Source organism: Burkholderia pyrrocinia, assembly GCF_022809715.1.
Lineage (GTDB): Bacteria > Pseudomonadota > Gammaproteobacteria > Burkholderiales > Burkholderiaceae > Burkholderia > Burkholderia pyrrocinia_C.
In genome coordinates this window covers 386956-402338 of sequence record NZ_CP094459.1, presented here as the reverse complement: position 1 = coordinate 402338, position 15383 = coordinate 386956, and the positions used below count along the sequence as shown (strand labels likewise).

The following is a 15383-nucleotide window of genomic DNA, read 5'->3' as shown; positions in this document are numbered from 1 at the left end:
CAAAATATGGCTTGGCTGAGGCCTAGCTGAACATCAGCGCGGTCAGCAGGAAATCGAGGCCGAGTACGGCGAGCGACGCGAACACGACCGTCTTGGTGGTCGCGCGCGACACGCCTTCGGGCGTGGGCTTCGCTTCATACCCCTGGTACAGCGCAATGAAGGTCACGGCGAACCCGAACACGATGCTCTTCAGCACGCCGTTGCCGACGTCGGCCCAGACCTCGACCCCGCCCTGCATCTGCGACCAGAACGCGCCCGGATCGACGCCGATCAGCACGACGCCGACGAAGTAGCCGCCGAGCACGCCGACCGCGTTGAAGATCGCGGCCAGGAACGGCATCGCGATGATGCCCGCCCACATGCGCGGCGCGATCACCGTCTTGATCGGGTCGACCGCCATCATCTCGAGCGCGGTGAGCTGCTCGCCGGCCTTCATCAGGCCGATCTCGGCGGTGAGCGACGTGCCCGCCCGGCCCGCGAACAGCAGCGCGGTGACGACCGGCCCAAGCTCGCGCACGAGCGACAGCGCGACCAGCAGGCCGAGCGCCTGCTCGGATCCGTAGCGGTTCAGCGTGTAATACCCCTGCAGGCCGAGCACGAAGCCGACGAACAGCCCCGACACGGCAATGATCACGAACGAATAGTTGCCGAGGAAGTGGATCTGCTTCGTGACAAGCCGCGGCCGGCGCAGCAGCGGGAAGAATTCCAGCACGAGGCGCACGAACAGGCGCGTGCCGTAGCCCGTGCGCTCGAGGCCGCCGATGACGTAACGTCCGATCGCGCTGATCATGCGCGCCCTCCGCCGAGCCCGAAATCCGCTGCAAGCGGCGGGCTCGTGTAATGAAATTTGAACGGCCCGTCCGGCGCGCCGTCGATGAACTGCCGCACGCTCGGGTCGGTCGACGCGCGCAGCTCGTCGGGCGTGCCCTGCGCGAGCACGCCGCCGTTGGCCAGGAAATACACGTAGTCGGCGATCGCGAACGATTCCGGCACATCGTGCGTGACGAGGATCGACGTCGCGCCGAGCGCCTGGTTCAGCGTGCGGATCAGGTTTGCGGTGATGCCGAGCGAGATCGGATCGAGGCCCGCGAACGGTTCGTCGTACATGATGAGCTGCGGATCGAGCGCGATCGCGCGCGCCAGCGCGATGCGGCGCGCCATCCCGCCCGACACCTCGGACGGCATCAGGTCGCGCGCGCCGCGCAGGCCGACCGCGTTGAGCTTCATCAGCACGAGGTCGCGGATCAGGTCTTCGGGCAGGTCGGTGTGCTCGCGCAGCGCGAACGCGACGTTCTCGAACACCGACATGTCGGTGAACAGCGCGCCGAACTGGAACAGCATGCCCATCTTGCGGCGCAGCGCATACAGGCCGTCGCGCGTTTGCGCGCCGACATCGGCGCCGTCGAACAGCACCTGGCCACGGCGCGCGCGCACGAGGCCGCCGATCAGGCGCAGCACGGTCGTCTTGCCGCAACCCGACCCGCCCATGACCGCGACGACCTGCCCGCGCCCGAAACGCAGGTTCAGGTTGGACAGGACGAGGCGGTCGCCGTAGCCAAAGTCGACATCGCGAAGTTCCAGCAGGGTCTCGGTAGGAGTGGGGCTCACGGAGCTGACAGTCCTTTTACGCAGAACGCCGAATTATAGGGCCTGCATTGGAATGATGTCGTGACGCCGTTCCGGGCCCTGCGGTCAATGATTGTCAAATTGTCCGGGAAAACATTGCTGCAATGCAATAAGCGCTGTCCGATAGTCGGCTGCTCCCGTGACCGCACTGACCACCGCGACGCTGCCGACGCCCGTCGCCAGCACGTCCGGCAGCCTGTCGAGCCCCACTCCGCCGATCGCGACGAGCGGCGCCCGCGCGCCCGCGAAGCGCGCGTAGCGGGCAATCCGTGCGAGGCCCTGCGGCGGCGCGGCAACGGCCTTGGTCGCGGTCGCGTACACGGGGCCGAGCGCGAGATAGCTCGGGCGCTCGTGCAGCGCCCGCAATATTTCGTAATAACCATGGCTCGACAGCCCGAGCCGCAGGCCCGCGCGCGCGATCGCGGCCAGATCGGCCGTCTCGAGGTCTTCCTGACCCAGATGAACGCCGTACGCACCTTCATCTGCAGCGATCTGCCAGTGATCGTTGATGAACACGCGCGCATCGGGATAACGACGCCCGGCCGCGACCGCACGCGCGATTTCCCGGCGCAATGCGTCCGGCGTCGCACCTTTCACGCGCAGTTGCACGGTCCGCACGCCGCAATCGAGCACGCGTTCGACCCATTCGGCGTCCGGCACGACCGGATAGAGGCCGAGCTGCGCCGGGCATGGCGCGAACGCGGGCTCGGGCGCGGCCGGCAGCCCGGCGACGCGCGGGAACCGCGCGGCGTCGACCGGCCACGCGTCGGCCGCGCGCGTCTCGTCGCCGTCGCGCCACGCCAGCGCGAGCACCAGTGCGTCGACCGGCGCGAAGCCGCAATCGAGGAATGCGGCGAGCGCCGCGATCCAGTCGTCCGCGAGCGGATGCGCGGCGTCGAGCGCGTAGCGCGCGCCCGCCGCATGCAGCACCGCGCCCTGCTCGTCGAATTCGATCGCGACCGCATCGGGCGACGCCGGCCGCGACGCGGCCGACGCACGCGCCTGCGCGGTGCGGTCGCCGGCCGACACGATCAGCACGTCGCCGTCGGCCGGCATGTCGGGCGCCGCCATGCAAAGCCGCCACGGTGCCGCAGTGCCCGGCCAGTCGCCGAGCCGTGCGCGAATCCGCTCGGCCGCTTCGGCCAGTTCGTCGGCCGGCGGCCAGAATGTGTCGGCGAAACGCGCGCTCATGCGTCGCCCCCGTCCTGGTGCCAGAACGGCATCCCGACGACCGGCGTGCTCGCGTGCGCGGTTTCGCGTGCGTCCATCGGCCCGGCGAGATACGCGGCACGGCCGGCCTCGACGCCCTGCGCAAACGCGCGCGCCATGATCTCGGGGTGCGTGGCCTGCGACACGGCCGTGTTCAGCAGCACGCCGTCGAAACCCCACTCCATCACCTGGCACGCGTGCGACGGCACGCCGAGCCCCGCGTCGACGATCAGCGGCACGTCGGGCAACCGCTCGCGCAGCACGCGCAAGCCGTACGGGTTCACAACGCCCTTGCCCGTGCCGATCGGCGCGCCCCACGGCATCAGCGCCTCGCAGCCGACGTCGAGCAGGCGCCGGCCGATCACGAGATCCTCGGTGCAGTACGGCAGCACCTTGAAACCGTCCTTCACCAGTTGCGCGGCGGCCTCGATCAGCCCGACCGGGTCGGGCTGCAGCGTGTAGTCGTCGCCGATCAGCTCGAGCTTGATCCAGTCGGTGCCGAACACCTCGCGCGCCATGTGCGCGGTCGTCACGGCCTCGGCGACGGTCTGGCAGCCGGCCGTGTTCGGCAGCAGCGGCACCGCGTGGCGCTTGAGCAGGTCGAAGAAGCCGGCTTCGGCCGTGCCGCCCGTCATCTGGCGGCGCAGCGCGACCGTCACCATCCCCGGCCGCGACGCGGCGATCGAATCGGACAGCGACTGCAGCGACGGATAGCGCGACGTGCCGAGCAGCACGCGGCTCGCGAAGGTTTCGCCGTACAGCGTCAGCGCGTCGGCGGATGTGAGGGACGTCATGTCGTTTTCCTGGAAATGCGGGGACGAACCGGCGGCGCTCAGCCGCCCGCGACGGGGTGCACGACGTCGAGCTTGTCGCCCGCCGCGAGCGCGCGCGCCGCATGCTGCGTGCGCGCGACGAAGTTGCCGTTCAGCGCGACCGCGTACGGCGGACGCGCGCCGTACTTGGCGAGCGCGTCGGCCACCGTCGCGCCGTCGGGCAGCGTCAGGGTCTGTTGGTTGATCTGGATATCCATGAGGCTTGGTCGGATTCTATCGGCGGCGCGCGTCAGGCCGGCTGGCGCGCGTCGTTGCGGTGATGAAGGAGCGTCGGCCAGCGCGCGGCAGCGCGCCACGCGGCGAACGCGTCGGCATCGCCGAACGCGCCGCCGAGTGCGGCTTCGGCGAACGCCGCCGCCGCGTGCGCGACTTCCGGCGCGATCATGAAGCCGTGCCGGTACAGGCCGTTGACGGCGAGCGTCGACGCGCCGTCCCAGATCACCGCCGGGCGATGATCGGGCAGCGTCGGCCGGCACTGCGCATTGAGTTCGAGGATGCGCGCCTCGCCGAACGCCGGATGCACGGAGAACGCCGCGCTCAGCAGTTCGAGCGCGGAGCGCACGCTGACGGGCGACATGTCCTCGCCCTCCACCTCGGTCGCGCCGATTACGTAGAGATCGTCCTGCTTCGGCGCGATATACAGCGGATAGCGCGGATGCAGCAGCCGCACGGGCCGGGTGAGCCCGATGCCGGGCGCATGCACGCGCGCGACTTCGCCGCGGATGCCGCGCAGCGCGGGCAGCGCTGGTTTCGCGCCGAGCCCGCGGCAATCGATCGTGAAATGCGCGGCGGGCAGGTTCGCGTCGTCGATCGCGACGTGCCAGTGCAGGTCGACGCCGCGTTCGACGAGGCCCGCCGCGAGCGCGCGCAGCGCCTGACGGTTGTCGAGCTGGCCTTCGCGCGGCAGCAACAGGCCGCGAGCGAAGCGGCCCGCGAGCGCGGGCTCGGCCGCATCGACCTGTGCGCCCGCGAGCGTCACGAAGCCGCCGTCGAACAGGTCGGCCGGCGCGTTCGCGCGCACCCGCCGCTCGAACAGCGGCGCCTCCGCGCGGTCCGCGTGATGCCAGACGACGAGCGTGCCGTGATGCTGGAAGAACACGGGTTCGGGCAGCTCGGCGAGCCACTGCGGCCAGCGTGCGAGGGAAGCTGCGCCGAGCTCGGTGATCAGCAGCTCCGCGCTCGCCGCTTCCGCGAGCGGCGCGAGCATCGCGGCCGCGATCCACGCGGCCGATTGCTCGCCGTCCGGGCCGCTGCGCTCGTAGAGCGCGACGCGATGCCCGTCGCCCGCGAGCCGCCATGCGATCAGGCGGCCGACGAGGCCGCCGCCGAGCACCGCGAAATCGGGCCGTGCTGGCCGTGAATCCTGGACGTTCATCGCGCACGCTCCTCGCGAACCGCGCGGGCGCGCACGACGAACGTCGACGCGCACGCGCCGTCCCGTGCGAACGCACGCGACATCGGGCCGGGAGCCATGCAAAAGACTGAAGATTGTGCGGTCATCATTCCTTCCGTAACGCGCAATGCGCGTACCCAAAGGACGAAACCGGCAGCAAAGGCCGGCCGGGCGGGACTCGGGCGCTGACCATGTGGGATGGCAGCCAGCGCGGCCCGGCGGGATCAGAAACTTCCCTCGCCGGTATTACCCGGATCGGGTGCGAAGGGTCTTTCTCAGCCTCGCCGCACCGCGCTGAACTTCCGCCGGCCGCATGCAAAGCACCCCTGTTTCGTCGTCGGCCATTAGACCATAAAAGCGGAAAGCGCCGCAAACTGTCCCCCTGCGGCAAATTCGCCGGCGCGCTGCGCCGCTCTGGCACAATGCCCGCAGGCCGGCCGCGCGAGCGGCCGGTTGCCGCGTCACCGCCGGCCCTTAAGCGCCGTTTAAGACGCGCGGGCGACCATCCGCAACGCCCGCCGTCAGTCGGCGCCTCGCCCCGGCATGCCGTATCGCGGCGCGCACCCGGCTTCGCCCGGCCCGCGCGCCGGCTACTCATCAGGAAGCACATGACCCAATCGATCGACCCCGTCCGCTCCGCCGCCTCCGACGCGCCGCAGGACGAGCGCCCGGTATCCGCATGGAGCCTCATCAAGCCCTACTGGGTATCGTCCGAATGGAAAATCGCGTGGGGGCTGCTGGTCACGATCATCGCGATCAACCTCTGCGTGGTGTGGATCAACGTCCGGCTGAACAAGTGGAACGCCGAGTTCTACAACGCGCTGCAGTCGAAGGACGTCCACGACTTCCCGCACCTGCTGATGCAGTTCTCCGCGCTCGCGTTCGCGTTCATCATCCTCGCGGTGTACGGCCGCTACCTGCGGCAGATGCTCGGCTTCCGCTGGCGCCAGTGGCTCACCGACCGTTTTCTCGGCCAGTGGCTCGGCGATCGCGCGTTCTACCGGATCGAACGCGACCGCCTCGCGGACAACCCCGACCAGCGGATCACCGACGACCTCCAGTCGTTCTCGACCACGACGCTCGCGCTGTCGCTCGACCTGCTGTCGACGGTCGTCACGCTCGTGTCGTTCATCACGATCCTGTGGTCGCTCGCCGGTGCGCTGACGTTCACGCTCGGCGCCACGCCGATCTCGATTCCCGGCTACATGGTGTGGGCGGCCGCGCTGTACGCGGTGGTCGGCTCGCTGATCATCCAGAAGGTCGGCCATCCGCTCGTGTCGATCAACTACCAGCAGCAGCGCGTCGAGGCCGATTTCCGCTTCGGGCTGATCCGCGTGCGCGAGAACGCCGAGCAGATCGCGTTCTACGACGGCGAGAAAACCGAGACCGGCAACGCGCAAAACCTCTTCATGCGCATCCGCGACAACTGGTGGCGCGTGATGAAGTACACGAAGCGCCTCACGTTCGTGCTGAGCTTCTACGGGCAGATCGCGATCATCTTCCCGCTCGTCGTCGCCGCGCCGCGGTACTTCGCGGGCGCGTTCTCGTTCGGCGTGCTGATGCAGATCTCGTCCGCGTTCGGCACCGTCAGCGATTCGTTCTCGTGGTTCATCAACAGCTACTCGACCCTCGTCGAATGGCGCGCCACCGTCAACCGTCTGCGCGAATTCAAGCGCGTGATGGGCACGTCGCACCTGAAGGAAAGCCTGTCGCCCGCGACCGAGCACGGCGGCATCAACCTGCACTACGTCGACGCGGCCAAGCTGTCGACGTCGTCGCTCAAGCTCGCGCTGCCGAACGGCAACGCGCTCGCGGAGATCGGCAACGTCACGATCGAGCCGGGTTCGCGCTGGCTCGTGATCGGCAAGTCGGGTTCCGGCAAGAGCACGTTCATGCGCGCGCTCGCGGGCCTGTGGCCGTTCGGCGACGGTGCGATCGACGCGCCGGTCGGCGCGCGGATGATGTTCGTGCCGCAGACGAGCTATTTGCCGATCGGCACGCTGAAGGCCGCGCTCACCTACCCGGCGACACCCGACACGTTCAGCGACGACGCGTGCCGCGACGCGCTGCGCGCATGCCGCCTCGAGGATTACGTCGAGCGCCTCGACGAAACCGCGCACTGGACGCGCGTGCTGTCGCCGGGCGAGCAGCAGCGCCTTGCCGGCGCACGCGTGCTGCTGCACAAGCCCGACTTCCTGTTCCTCGACGAAGCGACCAGCGCGCTCGACGCCGACAACGAGGCACGCCTGTACCACCTGTTCGCCGAACGGCTGCCGAAAGCCGCGATCGTCAGCATCGCGCATCGCGAGTCGCTGGCCGCGTTCCACGTCGGCACGATCAACGTCGAGCGCGTAAACGCCGGCGACAAGGTGGCTGCGTGAGCGCACGCGCCGCGCACATCGTGCGGATCGCGCTGATCACCGGCGCAGGCTCGGGGATCGGCGCGGCGCTCGCGCGGCGGCTCGCGGCGCCCGGCATCGCGCTGGCGCTGCACGCGCGCGGCGCGGACGATGCGGCGCGGGCCCGGCTCGCCGAAGTCGAGCGCGCCTGCACGGCGGCCGGCGCGCAATGCATCACGCTCACCGGCGATCTCGCCGCGCCGGGCGTCGCGGCCACGCTCGTCGATGCAACCGCCGCGCGCTTCGGCGGGCTCGACCAGCTCGTCGCGAACGCCGGCTTCGCCGCGCGGCAGGCCTTTTCCGATCTTTCCGCGGATGCGCTCGCGTCCGCCTTCGCGGCGATGCCCGGCGCGTTCTCCGCGCTCGCGGGCCGCGCGCGGCCGCTGCTCGAAGCGTCGGCCGCGCCGCGGATCGTCGCGCTCAGTTCGTTCGTCGCGCACCGCTACCGCGCCGATGCGCCGTTCGCGGCCACCGCCGCCGCGAAAGCCGCGCTCGAGTCGCTGGTGCGCACCGCGGCCGCCGAATTCGCCGCGCGCGGCATCACCGTCAACGCGGTCGCGCCCGGCTTCACGCGCAAGGACCACGGGCCGAGCGCCGGCAACGCCGCCGCGTGGGCGCAGGCCGAACAGGCGACACCGCTCGGCCGGATCGCCGAACCCGACGACGTCGCTGCATTGATCGCGTTCCTGCTGTCGGACGCGGCGCGGCAGATCACCGGCCAGGTCATCCACGTCGACGGCGGCCTGACGCTCTGAAGCGGCATCGCCCCCTCCTTCCCGTCTACCCGCTTTCCCGCACGAACCTGCATCGGCCTTTTTGGCCGGCCGCATCGCGACCGTAAAATAACCGCCACGCGGCAGTGCGAGACGAGACGAGACGAGAGGGGGCGGCAAGCATGCAGGCATTCCAGTGGTTCAACGAATTGTCGTCGCGCGAGCGCAAGACGCTGTACGCCGGATTCGGCGGCTACGCGGTCGATGCGTTCGACTTCATGATCTACTCGTTCCTGATCCCGACGCTGATCGCCACGTGGGGAATGACGAAGAGCGAGGCCGGGATGATCGCGACGAGTTCGCTGATCTCGTCGGCAGTCGGCGGCTGGGCCGCCGGCATCCTCGCCGACCGCTACGGCCGCGTGCGCGTGTTGCAGTGGACGATCGCGACGTTCGCGCTGTTCACGTGCCTGTCCGGTTTCACGCATTCGTTCTGGCAGCTGCTCGCGACGCGCACGCTGCAGGGCTTCGGTTTCGGCGGCGAATGGTCGGTCGTGACGATCATGATGGCCGAGACGATCCGCTCGCCCGAGCATCGCGCGAAGGCCGTCGGCACCGTGCAAAGCAGCTGGTCGTTCGGCTGGGCCGCGGCCGCGATCCTGTACTGGGCGTTCTTCGCGCTGCTGCCCGAGCAGGTCGCGTGGCGCGCGTGCTTCTGGATCGGCATCGTGCCCGCGCTGTGGATCCTGTACATCCGCCGCAACGTCAGCGATCCCGACATCTACACGGCCACGCGCCGCGCCCGCGACGAAGGCCGCGTGTCGGGCCACTTCCTCGAGATCTTCTCGCCGCCGCACCTGCGCGCGACGCTGTTCGGCAGCGCGCTGTGCACCGGGATGCTCGGCGGCTACTACGCGATCACGACGTGGCTGCCCACCTACCTGAAAACCGTCCGCCACCTGTCCGTGTTCAACACGAGCGGTTATCTCGTCGTGCTGATCGTCGGCTCGTTCGTCGGCTACGTAGTCGGCGCGATCCTGTCCGACCGGCTCGGCCGCCGCGCGTCGTTCATCCTGTTCGCGATCGGCTCGTTCTCGCTCGGCATGGCGTACACGATGCTGCCGATCACCGATACCGCGATGCTGCTGCTCGGCTTCCCGCTCGGCATCGTCGTGCAGGGGATCTTCGCGGGCGTCGGCGCGTATCTGTCGGAGCTGTATCCGGGTGCGATCCGCGGCTCGGGCCAGGGCTTCTGCTACAACCTCGGCCGCGGGCTCGGCTCGTTCTTCCCGATCCTCGTCGGCTCGCTGTCGCAATCGATGTCGCTCGTGAAGGCGATCGGCCTCGTCGCGGGCGGCGGCTACCTGCTCGTGATCGTCGCCGCGCTCGTGCTGCCGGAAACGCGCGGCAAGTCGCTCGTCGACGATCCGGCCGTCGCGTCGTGAGCGCCCTCTTCGTTCCGGAAACCGCATGCACGTGATCGTTCTCGGCGCCGGCGTGATCGGCGTCACCACCGCGTGGCACCTGCGCGAAGCAGGCTGCGACGTCACCGTGATCGAACGCGAGGCCGACGTCGCACAGGCGACGAGCCTCGGCAACGCGGGCGTGATCGCGCCCGGCTACGTGACGCCGTGGGCCGCGCCGGGAATGCCCGGCAAGATCCTCAAGTACCTGTTCAAGCCCGCTTCGCCGCTGATCTTCCGGCCGACGCTCGACGCCGCGCAGTGGCGCTGGATCGCGCGCTGGCTGCGCGAATGCGAGTTCGAGCGGTTCCGCGTGAACAAGCAGCGCATGCAGCGCATCGCGTATTACAGCCGCGCGTGCCTGCATGCGTTTCGCGACCGTTATCCGTTCGACTACGGCGCGAGTCGCGGCTACCTGCAACTGTTGCGCGGCGCATTCGACGTCGAGATGATGCAGCCCGCGCTGAAGGTGCTGCGCGATGCCGGCATCGCGTTTCGCGAACTCGACGCGGCCGGCTGCACGGCGATCGAGCCGGGCCTGCGCTGGGCACGGCAGGCGCCCGTCGGCGGCATCTACCTGCCCGACGACGAAGCCGGCGACTGCGCACGCTTCACGCGCGAACTGCGCGCGCTGTGCGAAGCGAATGGCGTCACGTTCCGCTTTCGCACCGCGATCCGCGCGCTCGACGTCGCGGGCAACAGCGTGCGCGGCGTGAGGATCGATTCACTGGACGAAGGCGCCGCCGCACGAAGTGATGCCCCGCTCGCCGCCGACGCGATCGTCGTCGCGCTCGGCGTCGACAGCGCCGGCCTGCTGCGGCCGCACGGCATCGACGTGCCGCTGTATCCGGTGAAAGGCTACTCGGCGACGCTCGCGGTCGTCGACGATGAAAAGGCGCCGCACGCCGCGCTGATGGACGAATCGCTGAAGACGGCGATCACGCGCTTCGGCCCGACGCTGCGCGTCGCGGGCACCGCGGAGCTCGGCAACCGGCACGCGGCGCTGCGGCAGCAGGCGCTCGATACGCTGATGAAGGTGCTCGACGACTGGTTCCCGCACGCGGCCGATCGCGCATCGGCGCGTTTCTGGGTCGGCCGCCGGCCAATGACGCCCGACGGGCCGCCGCTGCTCGGCGCGAGCGGGATCGACGGGCTCTGGCTCAACGTCGGCCACGGCTCGACGGGCTGGGCGATGTCGATGGGTTCGGGCAAGGTGGTCGCGGATCTCGTCACCGGACGCGAGCCGGAGATCGACCTGTCGGGCCTGACGCTCGCGCGCTACGGCCGGTAGGCTCGGCGCCGGGCGACACCGTCGACGCGATGCGCTGGCGCGATACGCGCAGCCATCGCCATGCATCGCGAGCACCGCTCACCGCACCGCCCGGCCGTCCGCCCATGCGATCGGCGCCGATACGATCGGCCGATGCGACACACCCTCGTGCGACAGCCGGCTTTCGAACAGCGTCAGCGCTTCGATGCGCAGCACGACCGGCCGCCCGGGCGCGCCGCCGTGCGCGGGCTGTCCGACCGCGTCACGCGGCAGCCGCGCGAGCGTCACGTGCGGCCTGAACGGCCGCCGGTCGACCGGCACGCCGAGTTCAGCCAGCAGCGCCGCCAGCCCGGCATTCAGCGCGACGCAGGCCGGATCGGCCTCGAGTTCCGCGACGATCAGCCTCGCGCGCGGCAAGCTCGGCCACCACGCGATCCGCTCGACCGGCAGCAGCGGCAGCGCATGCGCGGCTGCGAGCGCGGGCAGGTGCGCGGCCAGCGCGTCGCACCGTTCCCGTTCGATCGCGCCGATGAACGCGAGCGTCAGGTGCAGTTGCGCGGGCAGCGTGCGCCGCGCACCGCGGGTGACCGGCAACGCGTGCAGGGCGTCGCGCGACGCCGCATCGGGCATCAGCGCGACGAACGCACGGAGCCGGTCGCCGTTCATGACTCGCTCACCGCGGCACGCGGCGCGCTCGCCGCTTCGGCCGAAACCGGACGCTGCGGCAGCGGACCGTGCTCGCCCCACACGTCGGCCGGCAGCACGCGCGCGAGTTCCGGGATCGTGTTGCGCGTGAACACCGGATCGGCGATACCTGCCGCGCGCTGGCGGCGATAGTCGGCCCACGCGGCGTGCGCATACTTGCCGAGCGCGAGGATCGCGATCAGGTTGACGATCGCCATCAGCCCCATGCTCGTATCGGCCATCGCCCACACGAGCGGCAGTTGCCCGACGCTGCCGAACATCACCATCCCGAGCACCGCGACGCGAAACAGCGGCAGCACGCCGCGCCGCTTCGTGATGAATTCGACGTTGCCTTCCGCATACGCGTAGTTGCCGATCACCGACGAGAACGCGAGGAAGAAGATCGCGACGGCCATGTAGATGCCGCCCCAGTCGCCGACGTGGCTCGAGATCGCGCGCTGCGTGAGCGCCGCGCCTTCCATGCCGGTGCCGAGCTCGTACTGGCCCGACAGCAGGATCACGAACGCGGTCGCGCTGCAGATCACGATCGTGTCGACGAACACGCCGAGCATCTGGATCAGCCCCTGCGTGACGGGGTGCCGCGTGCTCGCGGTCGCGGCCGCGTTCGGCGCGCTGCCCATCCCTGCTTCGTTCGAGAACAGCCCGCGCTTCACGCCGATCGCGATCGCCTGGCTGACCGCATAGCCCGTCAGGCCGCCCGCCGCCTGCTCGAGGCCGAATGCGCTCTTCACGATCAGCGCGATCACGTCCGGCACCAATGCGATGTGCGTCGCGACCGCGTAGACCGCGAGCCCGAGATAGCCGATCGCCATCAGCGGCACGATCACCTGCGCGACCGTCGCGATGCGGCGGATGCCGCCGAAGATGATCGGCGCGCTCAGCAGCACGAGACCGAGGCCGACCGTCTCGCGGCTCCAGCCGAACGACGTATGGAACGCATCGGCGATCGCATTGGCCTGCACCGCGTTGAACACGAAGCCGAACGCGAGGATCAGCGACAGCGAGAACAGCACGCCGAAGCCGCGCGAACGCAGGCCGGTCTGGATGTAGTAAGCGGGGCCGCCGCGATAGCTGCCGTCCGGGTGCGACACCTTGAAGATCTGCGCGAGCGTCGCCTCGACGAACGCGGACGACATCCCGACCAGCGCCGTCATCCACATCCAGAAGATCGCCCCCGGCCCGCCGACCGTCAGCGCGACCGCGACGCCGGCGATGTTGCCGGTGCCGACGCGGCTCGCGAGCCCGGTCGCGAACGCCTGGAACGACGAGATGCTGCCCGGCTCGCCCTTGCTGCCGACCAGTTTCATGCTGAGGAACAGCGCCTTCAGCTGGATCATCCGGAACCGCACCGTGAACCACGCACCGGCACCGAGCAGCAGCGCAATCAGCACGTAGTTCCACAACACGCCGTTGACGGCGTCGATCAGCCCATGCACGAATGCTTCCATCCAGAGTCCTTGTAAATAGGGTCAGTCACATGCGACCACCGCGAACGCGGCCCGAGGGGCGACATGATATGACAGTTTTCAAGGATTATTACAAAACGAAAGGATATGAGATGTCGAAAAATCGCGGCTGGATGTCATCAGGTTAGACGACGCTTCGCGAAATTGCGTGTTGTCGGCGCGACCATACAACCGAACTTGGCAGCAGGTTCGCTCACTCGGCTGGAAAATCCGGACGTCGAAATATCTTTCGGATGCCGCTCGTCCGACACCAGACCCGGACACCGTTCCGGATCGCCGAAACGGGGTGCGAGGGGGATTCAACTTCACCGACCAGAACAATCTCCGGACGCGCTCATGATCTCGACCTTCACTCGCCACGCCATTCGTCTCGTACTGATTCTCGGCGCTTCAGCCATCGCGCTCGTCGTGTTGTTCCTCGTCGTCGGGATTGCCAGATACGAGCGGGACGACGGCTATTGTCCCGACGCCTCCGTCGCGGAACTCGAGGCGAAAATTCTCACGTTCGTCAAAGTGCACGGCATCGATCCGGACGCAATCGAATTCGCCGGCACACCCCGCTACCATGCCGACAAGCTCGGCTGGTGGGCATTCGATCTGAAGTCGCGCGAAGCAAGCTACATGGCTACGATCGATTGCGAGCATCGCGTCACGGGCTTCGGGAAGATTCAAATGTTTCCGCTCAACCCGGCAGCGCCGATGCAATGACGTCGCTCGCCGGCCGGCATCGAACCGCATGCGGTCGGTCCATCGCCGCCCGCCGGCCCCACAAAAAAACCGGGCGCCCTTTCGGACGCCCGGCTCTCGTCGAAACCCGCTCGCGGTATTCAGCTCAGCGCGGCAGTTCCGAATGCCCCATCAGGTACGCATCGACCGAGCGCGCGCACTGGCGGCCTTCGCGGATCGCCCACACCACCAGCGACTGGCCGCGACGCATGTCGCCTGCCGCGAACACCTTGTCGACCGACGTGTAGTACGAGCGATCGCCTTCGGTCGCCGCACGCGCATTGCCGCGCGCGTCCTTCGCGACGCCGAACGCGTCGAGCACGGGCGCTGCCGGCTGCGTGAAGCCCATCGCGAGCAACACGAGATCGGCCTTCATCTCGAACTCGGAGCCCGGCACTTCCTGCATCTTGCCGTCCTTCCACTCGACGCGCACCGCGATCAGCTTCTCGACCTTGCCGTTCTTGCCTTCGAGACGCTTCGTCGCGACCGCCCAGTCGCGCTCGCAGCCTTCCTCGTGCGACGACGACGTGCGCAGCTTGATCGGCCAGTACGGCCACACGAGCGGCTTGTTTTCCTCTTCCGGCGGCTGCGGCAGCAGTTCGAACTGCGTGACCTGCTTCGCACCGTGACGGTTCGACGTGCCGACGCAGTCCGAACCCGTATCGCCACCGCCGATCACGATCACGTGCTTGCCCTTCGCGAGCAGCTGGTCGACGAGCTTGTCGCCCGCGTTCACGCGGTTCTGCTGCGGCAGGAAGTCCATCGCGAAATGAACGCCCGCGAGCTCGCGGCCCGGCACCGGCAGGTCGCGCGGCGTTTCCGAACCGCCGGCGATCACGACCGCGTCGAATTCTTCCTTCAGCGTGTCCGGCGAAATGGTTTCCTTCGCGAGGCTGCCGATCGACTCGGGCAGCGGATCCTTGCCGATGAACACGCTGGTGCGGAACGTCACGCCTTCCGCTTCCATCTGGCGCATGCGGCGGTCGATCAGCCACTTCTCGAGCTTGAAATCGGGAATCCCGTAGCGCAGCAGGCCGCCGACACGGTCGTTCTTCTCGAACACCGTCACGTCGTGGCCCGCGCGCGCGAGCTGCTGCGCGGCGGCGAGGCCCGCAGGGCCCGAGCCGACGACGGCAACCTTCTTGCCCGTCTTGTGCGCAGCCGGCTCAGGCTTCACCCAGCCTTCCGCCCAGGCCTTGTCGATGATCGCGTGCTCGATCGACTTGATGCCGACCGGGTCTTCGTTGATCCCGAGCGTACACGCGGCCTCGCACGGCGCCGGGCAGATGCGGCCCGTGAATTCCGGGAAGTTGTTGGTCGAGTGCAGGACTTCGATCGCCTGCTGCCAGTCCTGGCGGTAAACGAGATCGTTGAAGTCCGGGATGATGTTGTTGACCGGGCAGCCGTTGTTGCAGAACGGGATGCCGCAATCCATGCAGCGCGCGCCCTGGACCTTCGCGTCCGCGTCGGTCAGTGCCGCGACGAATTCCTTGTAGTGCTTCACGCGCGTGAGCGGTGCTTCGTACGCCTCGTGGCGGCGTTCGAACTCCAGAAAACCGGTTGCCTTGCCCATAAGGTGC

14 protein-coding genes and 1 riboswitch are annotated in these 15383 nt (G+C 68.8%); of the genes, 5 read left to right on the top strand and 9 right to left on the bottom strand.

Annotated features, from left to right (window positions below):
* Positions 1-22: 22 nt before the first annotated feature.
* The 6 genes from mlaE to MRS60_RS01820 all read right to left on the bottom strand — a co-directional run bounded on the left by mlaE (position 23) and on the right by MRS60_RS01820 (position 5043).
* Positions 23-790 (bottom strand): lipid asymmetry maintenance ABC transporter permease subunit MlaE, encoded by a 768-nt coding sequence (gene mlaE, locus MRS60_RS01845; RefSeq protein WP_034183642.1) that lies wholly within the window; start codon positions 788-790, stop codon positions 23-25.
* Complete coding sequence (locus MRS60_RS01840) at positions 787-1608, bottom strand: ABC transporter ATP-binding protein (protein ID WP_006477138.1); 822 nt, start codon at positions 1606-1608, stop codon at positions 787-789. Before MRS60_RS01840 ends, mlaE begins: the two co-directional genes overlap by 4 nt.
* An 84-nt stretch (positions 1609-1692) precedes the next feature.
* Positions 1693-2817 (bottom strand): thiamine phosphate synthase, encoded by a 1125-nt coding sequence (gene thiE, locus MRS60_RS01835; protein WP_243565136.1) that lies wholly within the window; start codon positions 2815-2817, stop codon positions 1693-1695.
* A complete protein-coding gene (locus MRS60_RS01830) occupies positions 2814-3629 on the bottom strand; it encodes a thiazole synthase (RefSeq protein WP_243565135.1) in 816 nt (271 codons plus the stop codon). The genes thiE and MRS60_RS01830 overlap by 4 nt, the downstream gene beginning before the upstream one ends.
* A 38-nt stretch (positions 3630-3667) precedes the next feature.
* Positions 3668-3865: a sulfur carrier protein ThiS gene (gene thiS, locus MRS60_RS01825; RefSeq protein WP_243565134.1), complete on the bottom strand. Its 198-nt coding sequence runs from the start codon at positions 3863-3865 to the stop codon at positions 3668-3670.
* Between the two features lie 32 nt (positions 3866-3897).
* Positions 3898-5043 carry an FAD-dependent oxidoreductase gene (locus tag MRS60_RS01820; protein ID WP_243565133.1) on the bottom strand — a complete coding sequence of 382 codons (1146 nt, stop codon included), beginning with the start codon at positions 5041-5043 and terminating at the stop codon, positions 3898-3900.
* Between the two features lie 233 nt (positions 5044-5276).
* Positions 5277-5399, bottom strand: a riboswitch (TPP riboswitch).
* A gap of 270 nt (positions 5400-5669) precedes the next feature.
* On the opposite strand from MRS60_RS01820, the gene MRS60_RS01815 reads away from it, so the two are divergent.
* From MRS60_RS01815 to MRS60_RS01800, 4 genes are all read left to right on the top strand, one after another.
* Positions 5670-7442 carry an ABC transporter ATP-binding protein/permease gene (locus MRS60_RS01815; RefSeq protein ID WP_034183638.1) on the top strand — a complete coding sequence of 591 codons (1773 nt, stop codon included), beginning with the start codon at positions 5670-5672 and terminating at the stop codon, positions 7440-7442.
* Positions 7439-8215, top strand: a complete 777-nt coding sequence (locus tag MRS60_RS01810) for an SDR family NAD(P)-dependent oxidoreductase (RefSeq protein WP_243565132.1) — start codon at positions 7439-7441, stop codon at positions 8213-8215. Before MRS60_RS01815 ends, MRS60_RS01810 begins: the two co-directional genes overlap by 4 nt.
* Before the next feature lie 140 nt (positions 8216-8355).
* Entirely contained in the window at positions 8356-9618 is a 1263-nt protein-coding gene (locus MRS60_RS01805; RefSeq protein WP_034183636.1) for an MFS transporter, read from the top strand.
* Positions 9619-9643: 25 nt separating this feature from the next.
* Positions 9644-10927, top strand: coding sequence for a D-amino acid dehydrogenase (locus MRS60_RS01800; protein ID WP_131947943.1), 1284 nt, complete (start codon positions 9644-9646; stop codon positions 10925-10927).
* Positions 10928-11005: 78 nt separating this feature from the next.
* On the opposite strand, the gene thpR is transcribed toward MRS60_RS01800, so the two are convergent.
* Complete coding sequence (gene thpR, locus MRS60_RS01795; RefSeq protein WP_034183634.1) at positions 11006-11572, bottom strand: RNA 2',3'-cyclic phosphodiesterase; 567 nt, start codon at positions 11570-11572, stop codon at positions 11006-11008.
* Positions 11569-13059, bottom strand: a complete 1491-nt coding sequence (locus MRS60_RS01790; protein ID WP_034183633.1) for an alanine/glycine:cation symporter family protein — start codon at positions 13057-13059, stop codon at positions 11569-11571. The genes thpR and MRS60_RS01790 overlap by 4 nt, the downstream gene beginning before the upstream one ends.
* Before the next feature lie 354 nt (positions 13060-13413).
* Between MRS60_RS01790 and MRS60_RS01785 the strand changes: the two genes are divergently transcribed.
* Positions 13414-13785: a hypothetical protein gene (locus tag MRS60_RS01785; protein WP_243565131.1), complete on the top strand. Its 372-nt coding sequence runs from the start codon at positions 13414-13416 to the stop codon at positions 13783-13785.
* Between the two features lie 124 nt (positions 13786-13909).
* Here MRS60_RS01785 and MRS60_RS01780 read toward each other — a convergent pair whose 3' ends face one another.
* Entirely contained in the window at positions 13910-15376 is a 1467-nt protein-coding gene (locus MRS60_RS01780; protein WP_034183631.1) for a glutamate synthase subunit beta, read from the bottom strand.
* Between the last annotated feature and the right edge of the window lie 7 nt (positions 15377-15383).

What these genes read in the sequence shown, in the direction of transcription:
- thpR (WP_034183634.1), bottom strand. Translation starts at nt 11,572, where the DNA reads ATGAACGGCGACCGGCTCCGTGCGTTCGTCGCGCTGATGCCCGATGCG.
- MRS60_RS01790 (WP_034183633.1), bottom strand. Translation starts at nt 13,059, where the DNA reads ATGGAAGCATTCGTGCATGGGCTGATCGACGCCGTCAACGGCGTGTTG.
- thiS (WP_243565134.1), bottom strand. Translation starts at nt 3,865, where the DNA reads ATGGATATCCAGATCAACCAACAGACCCTGACGCTGCCCGACGGCGCG.
- MRS60_RS01800 (WP_131947943.1), top strand. Translation starts at nt 9,644, where the DNA reads ATGCACGTGATCGTTCTCGGCGCCGGCGTGATCGGCGTCACCACCGCG.
- thiE (WP_243565136.1), bottom strand. Translation starts at nt 2,817, where the DNA reads ATGAGCGCGCGTTTCGCCGACACATTCTGGCCGCCGGCCGACGAACTG.
- MRS60_RS01815 (WP_034183638.1), top strand. Translation starts at nt 5,670, where the DNA reads ATGACCCAATCGATCGACCCCGTCCGCTCCGCCGCCTCCGACGCGCCG.
- MRS60_RS01830 (WP_243565135.1), bottom strand. Translation starts at nt 3,629, where the DNA reads ATGACGTCCCTCACATCCGCCGACGCGCTGACGCTGTACGGCGAAACC.
- mlaE (WP_034183642.1), bottom strand. Translation starts at nt 790, where the DNA reads ATGATCAGCGCGATCGGACGTTACGTCATCGGCGGCCTCGAGCGCACG.
- MRS60_RS01820 (WP_243565133.1), bottom strand. Translation starts at nt 5,043, where the DNA reads ATGAACGTCCAGGATTCACGGCCAGCACGGCCCGATTTCGCGGTGCTC.
- MRS60_RS01780 (WP_034183631.1), bottom strand. Translation starts at nt 15,376, where the DNA reads ATGGGCAAGGCAACCGGTTTTCTGGAGTTCGAACGCCGCCACGAGGCG.
- MRS60_RS01805 (WP_034183636.1), top strand. Translation starts at nt 8,356, where the DNA reads ATGCAGGCATTCCAGTGGTTCAACGAATTGTCGTCGCGCGAGCGCAAG.
- MRS60_RS01785 (WP_243565131.1), top strand. Translation starts at nt 13,414, where the DNA reads ATGATCTCGACCTTCACTCGCCACGCCATTCGTCTCGTACTGATTCTC.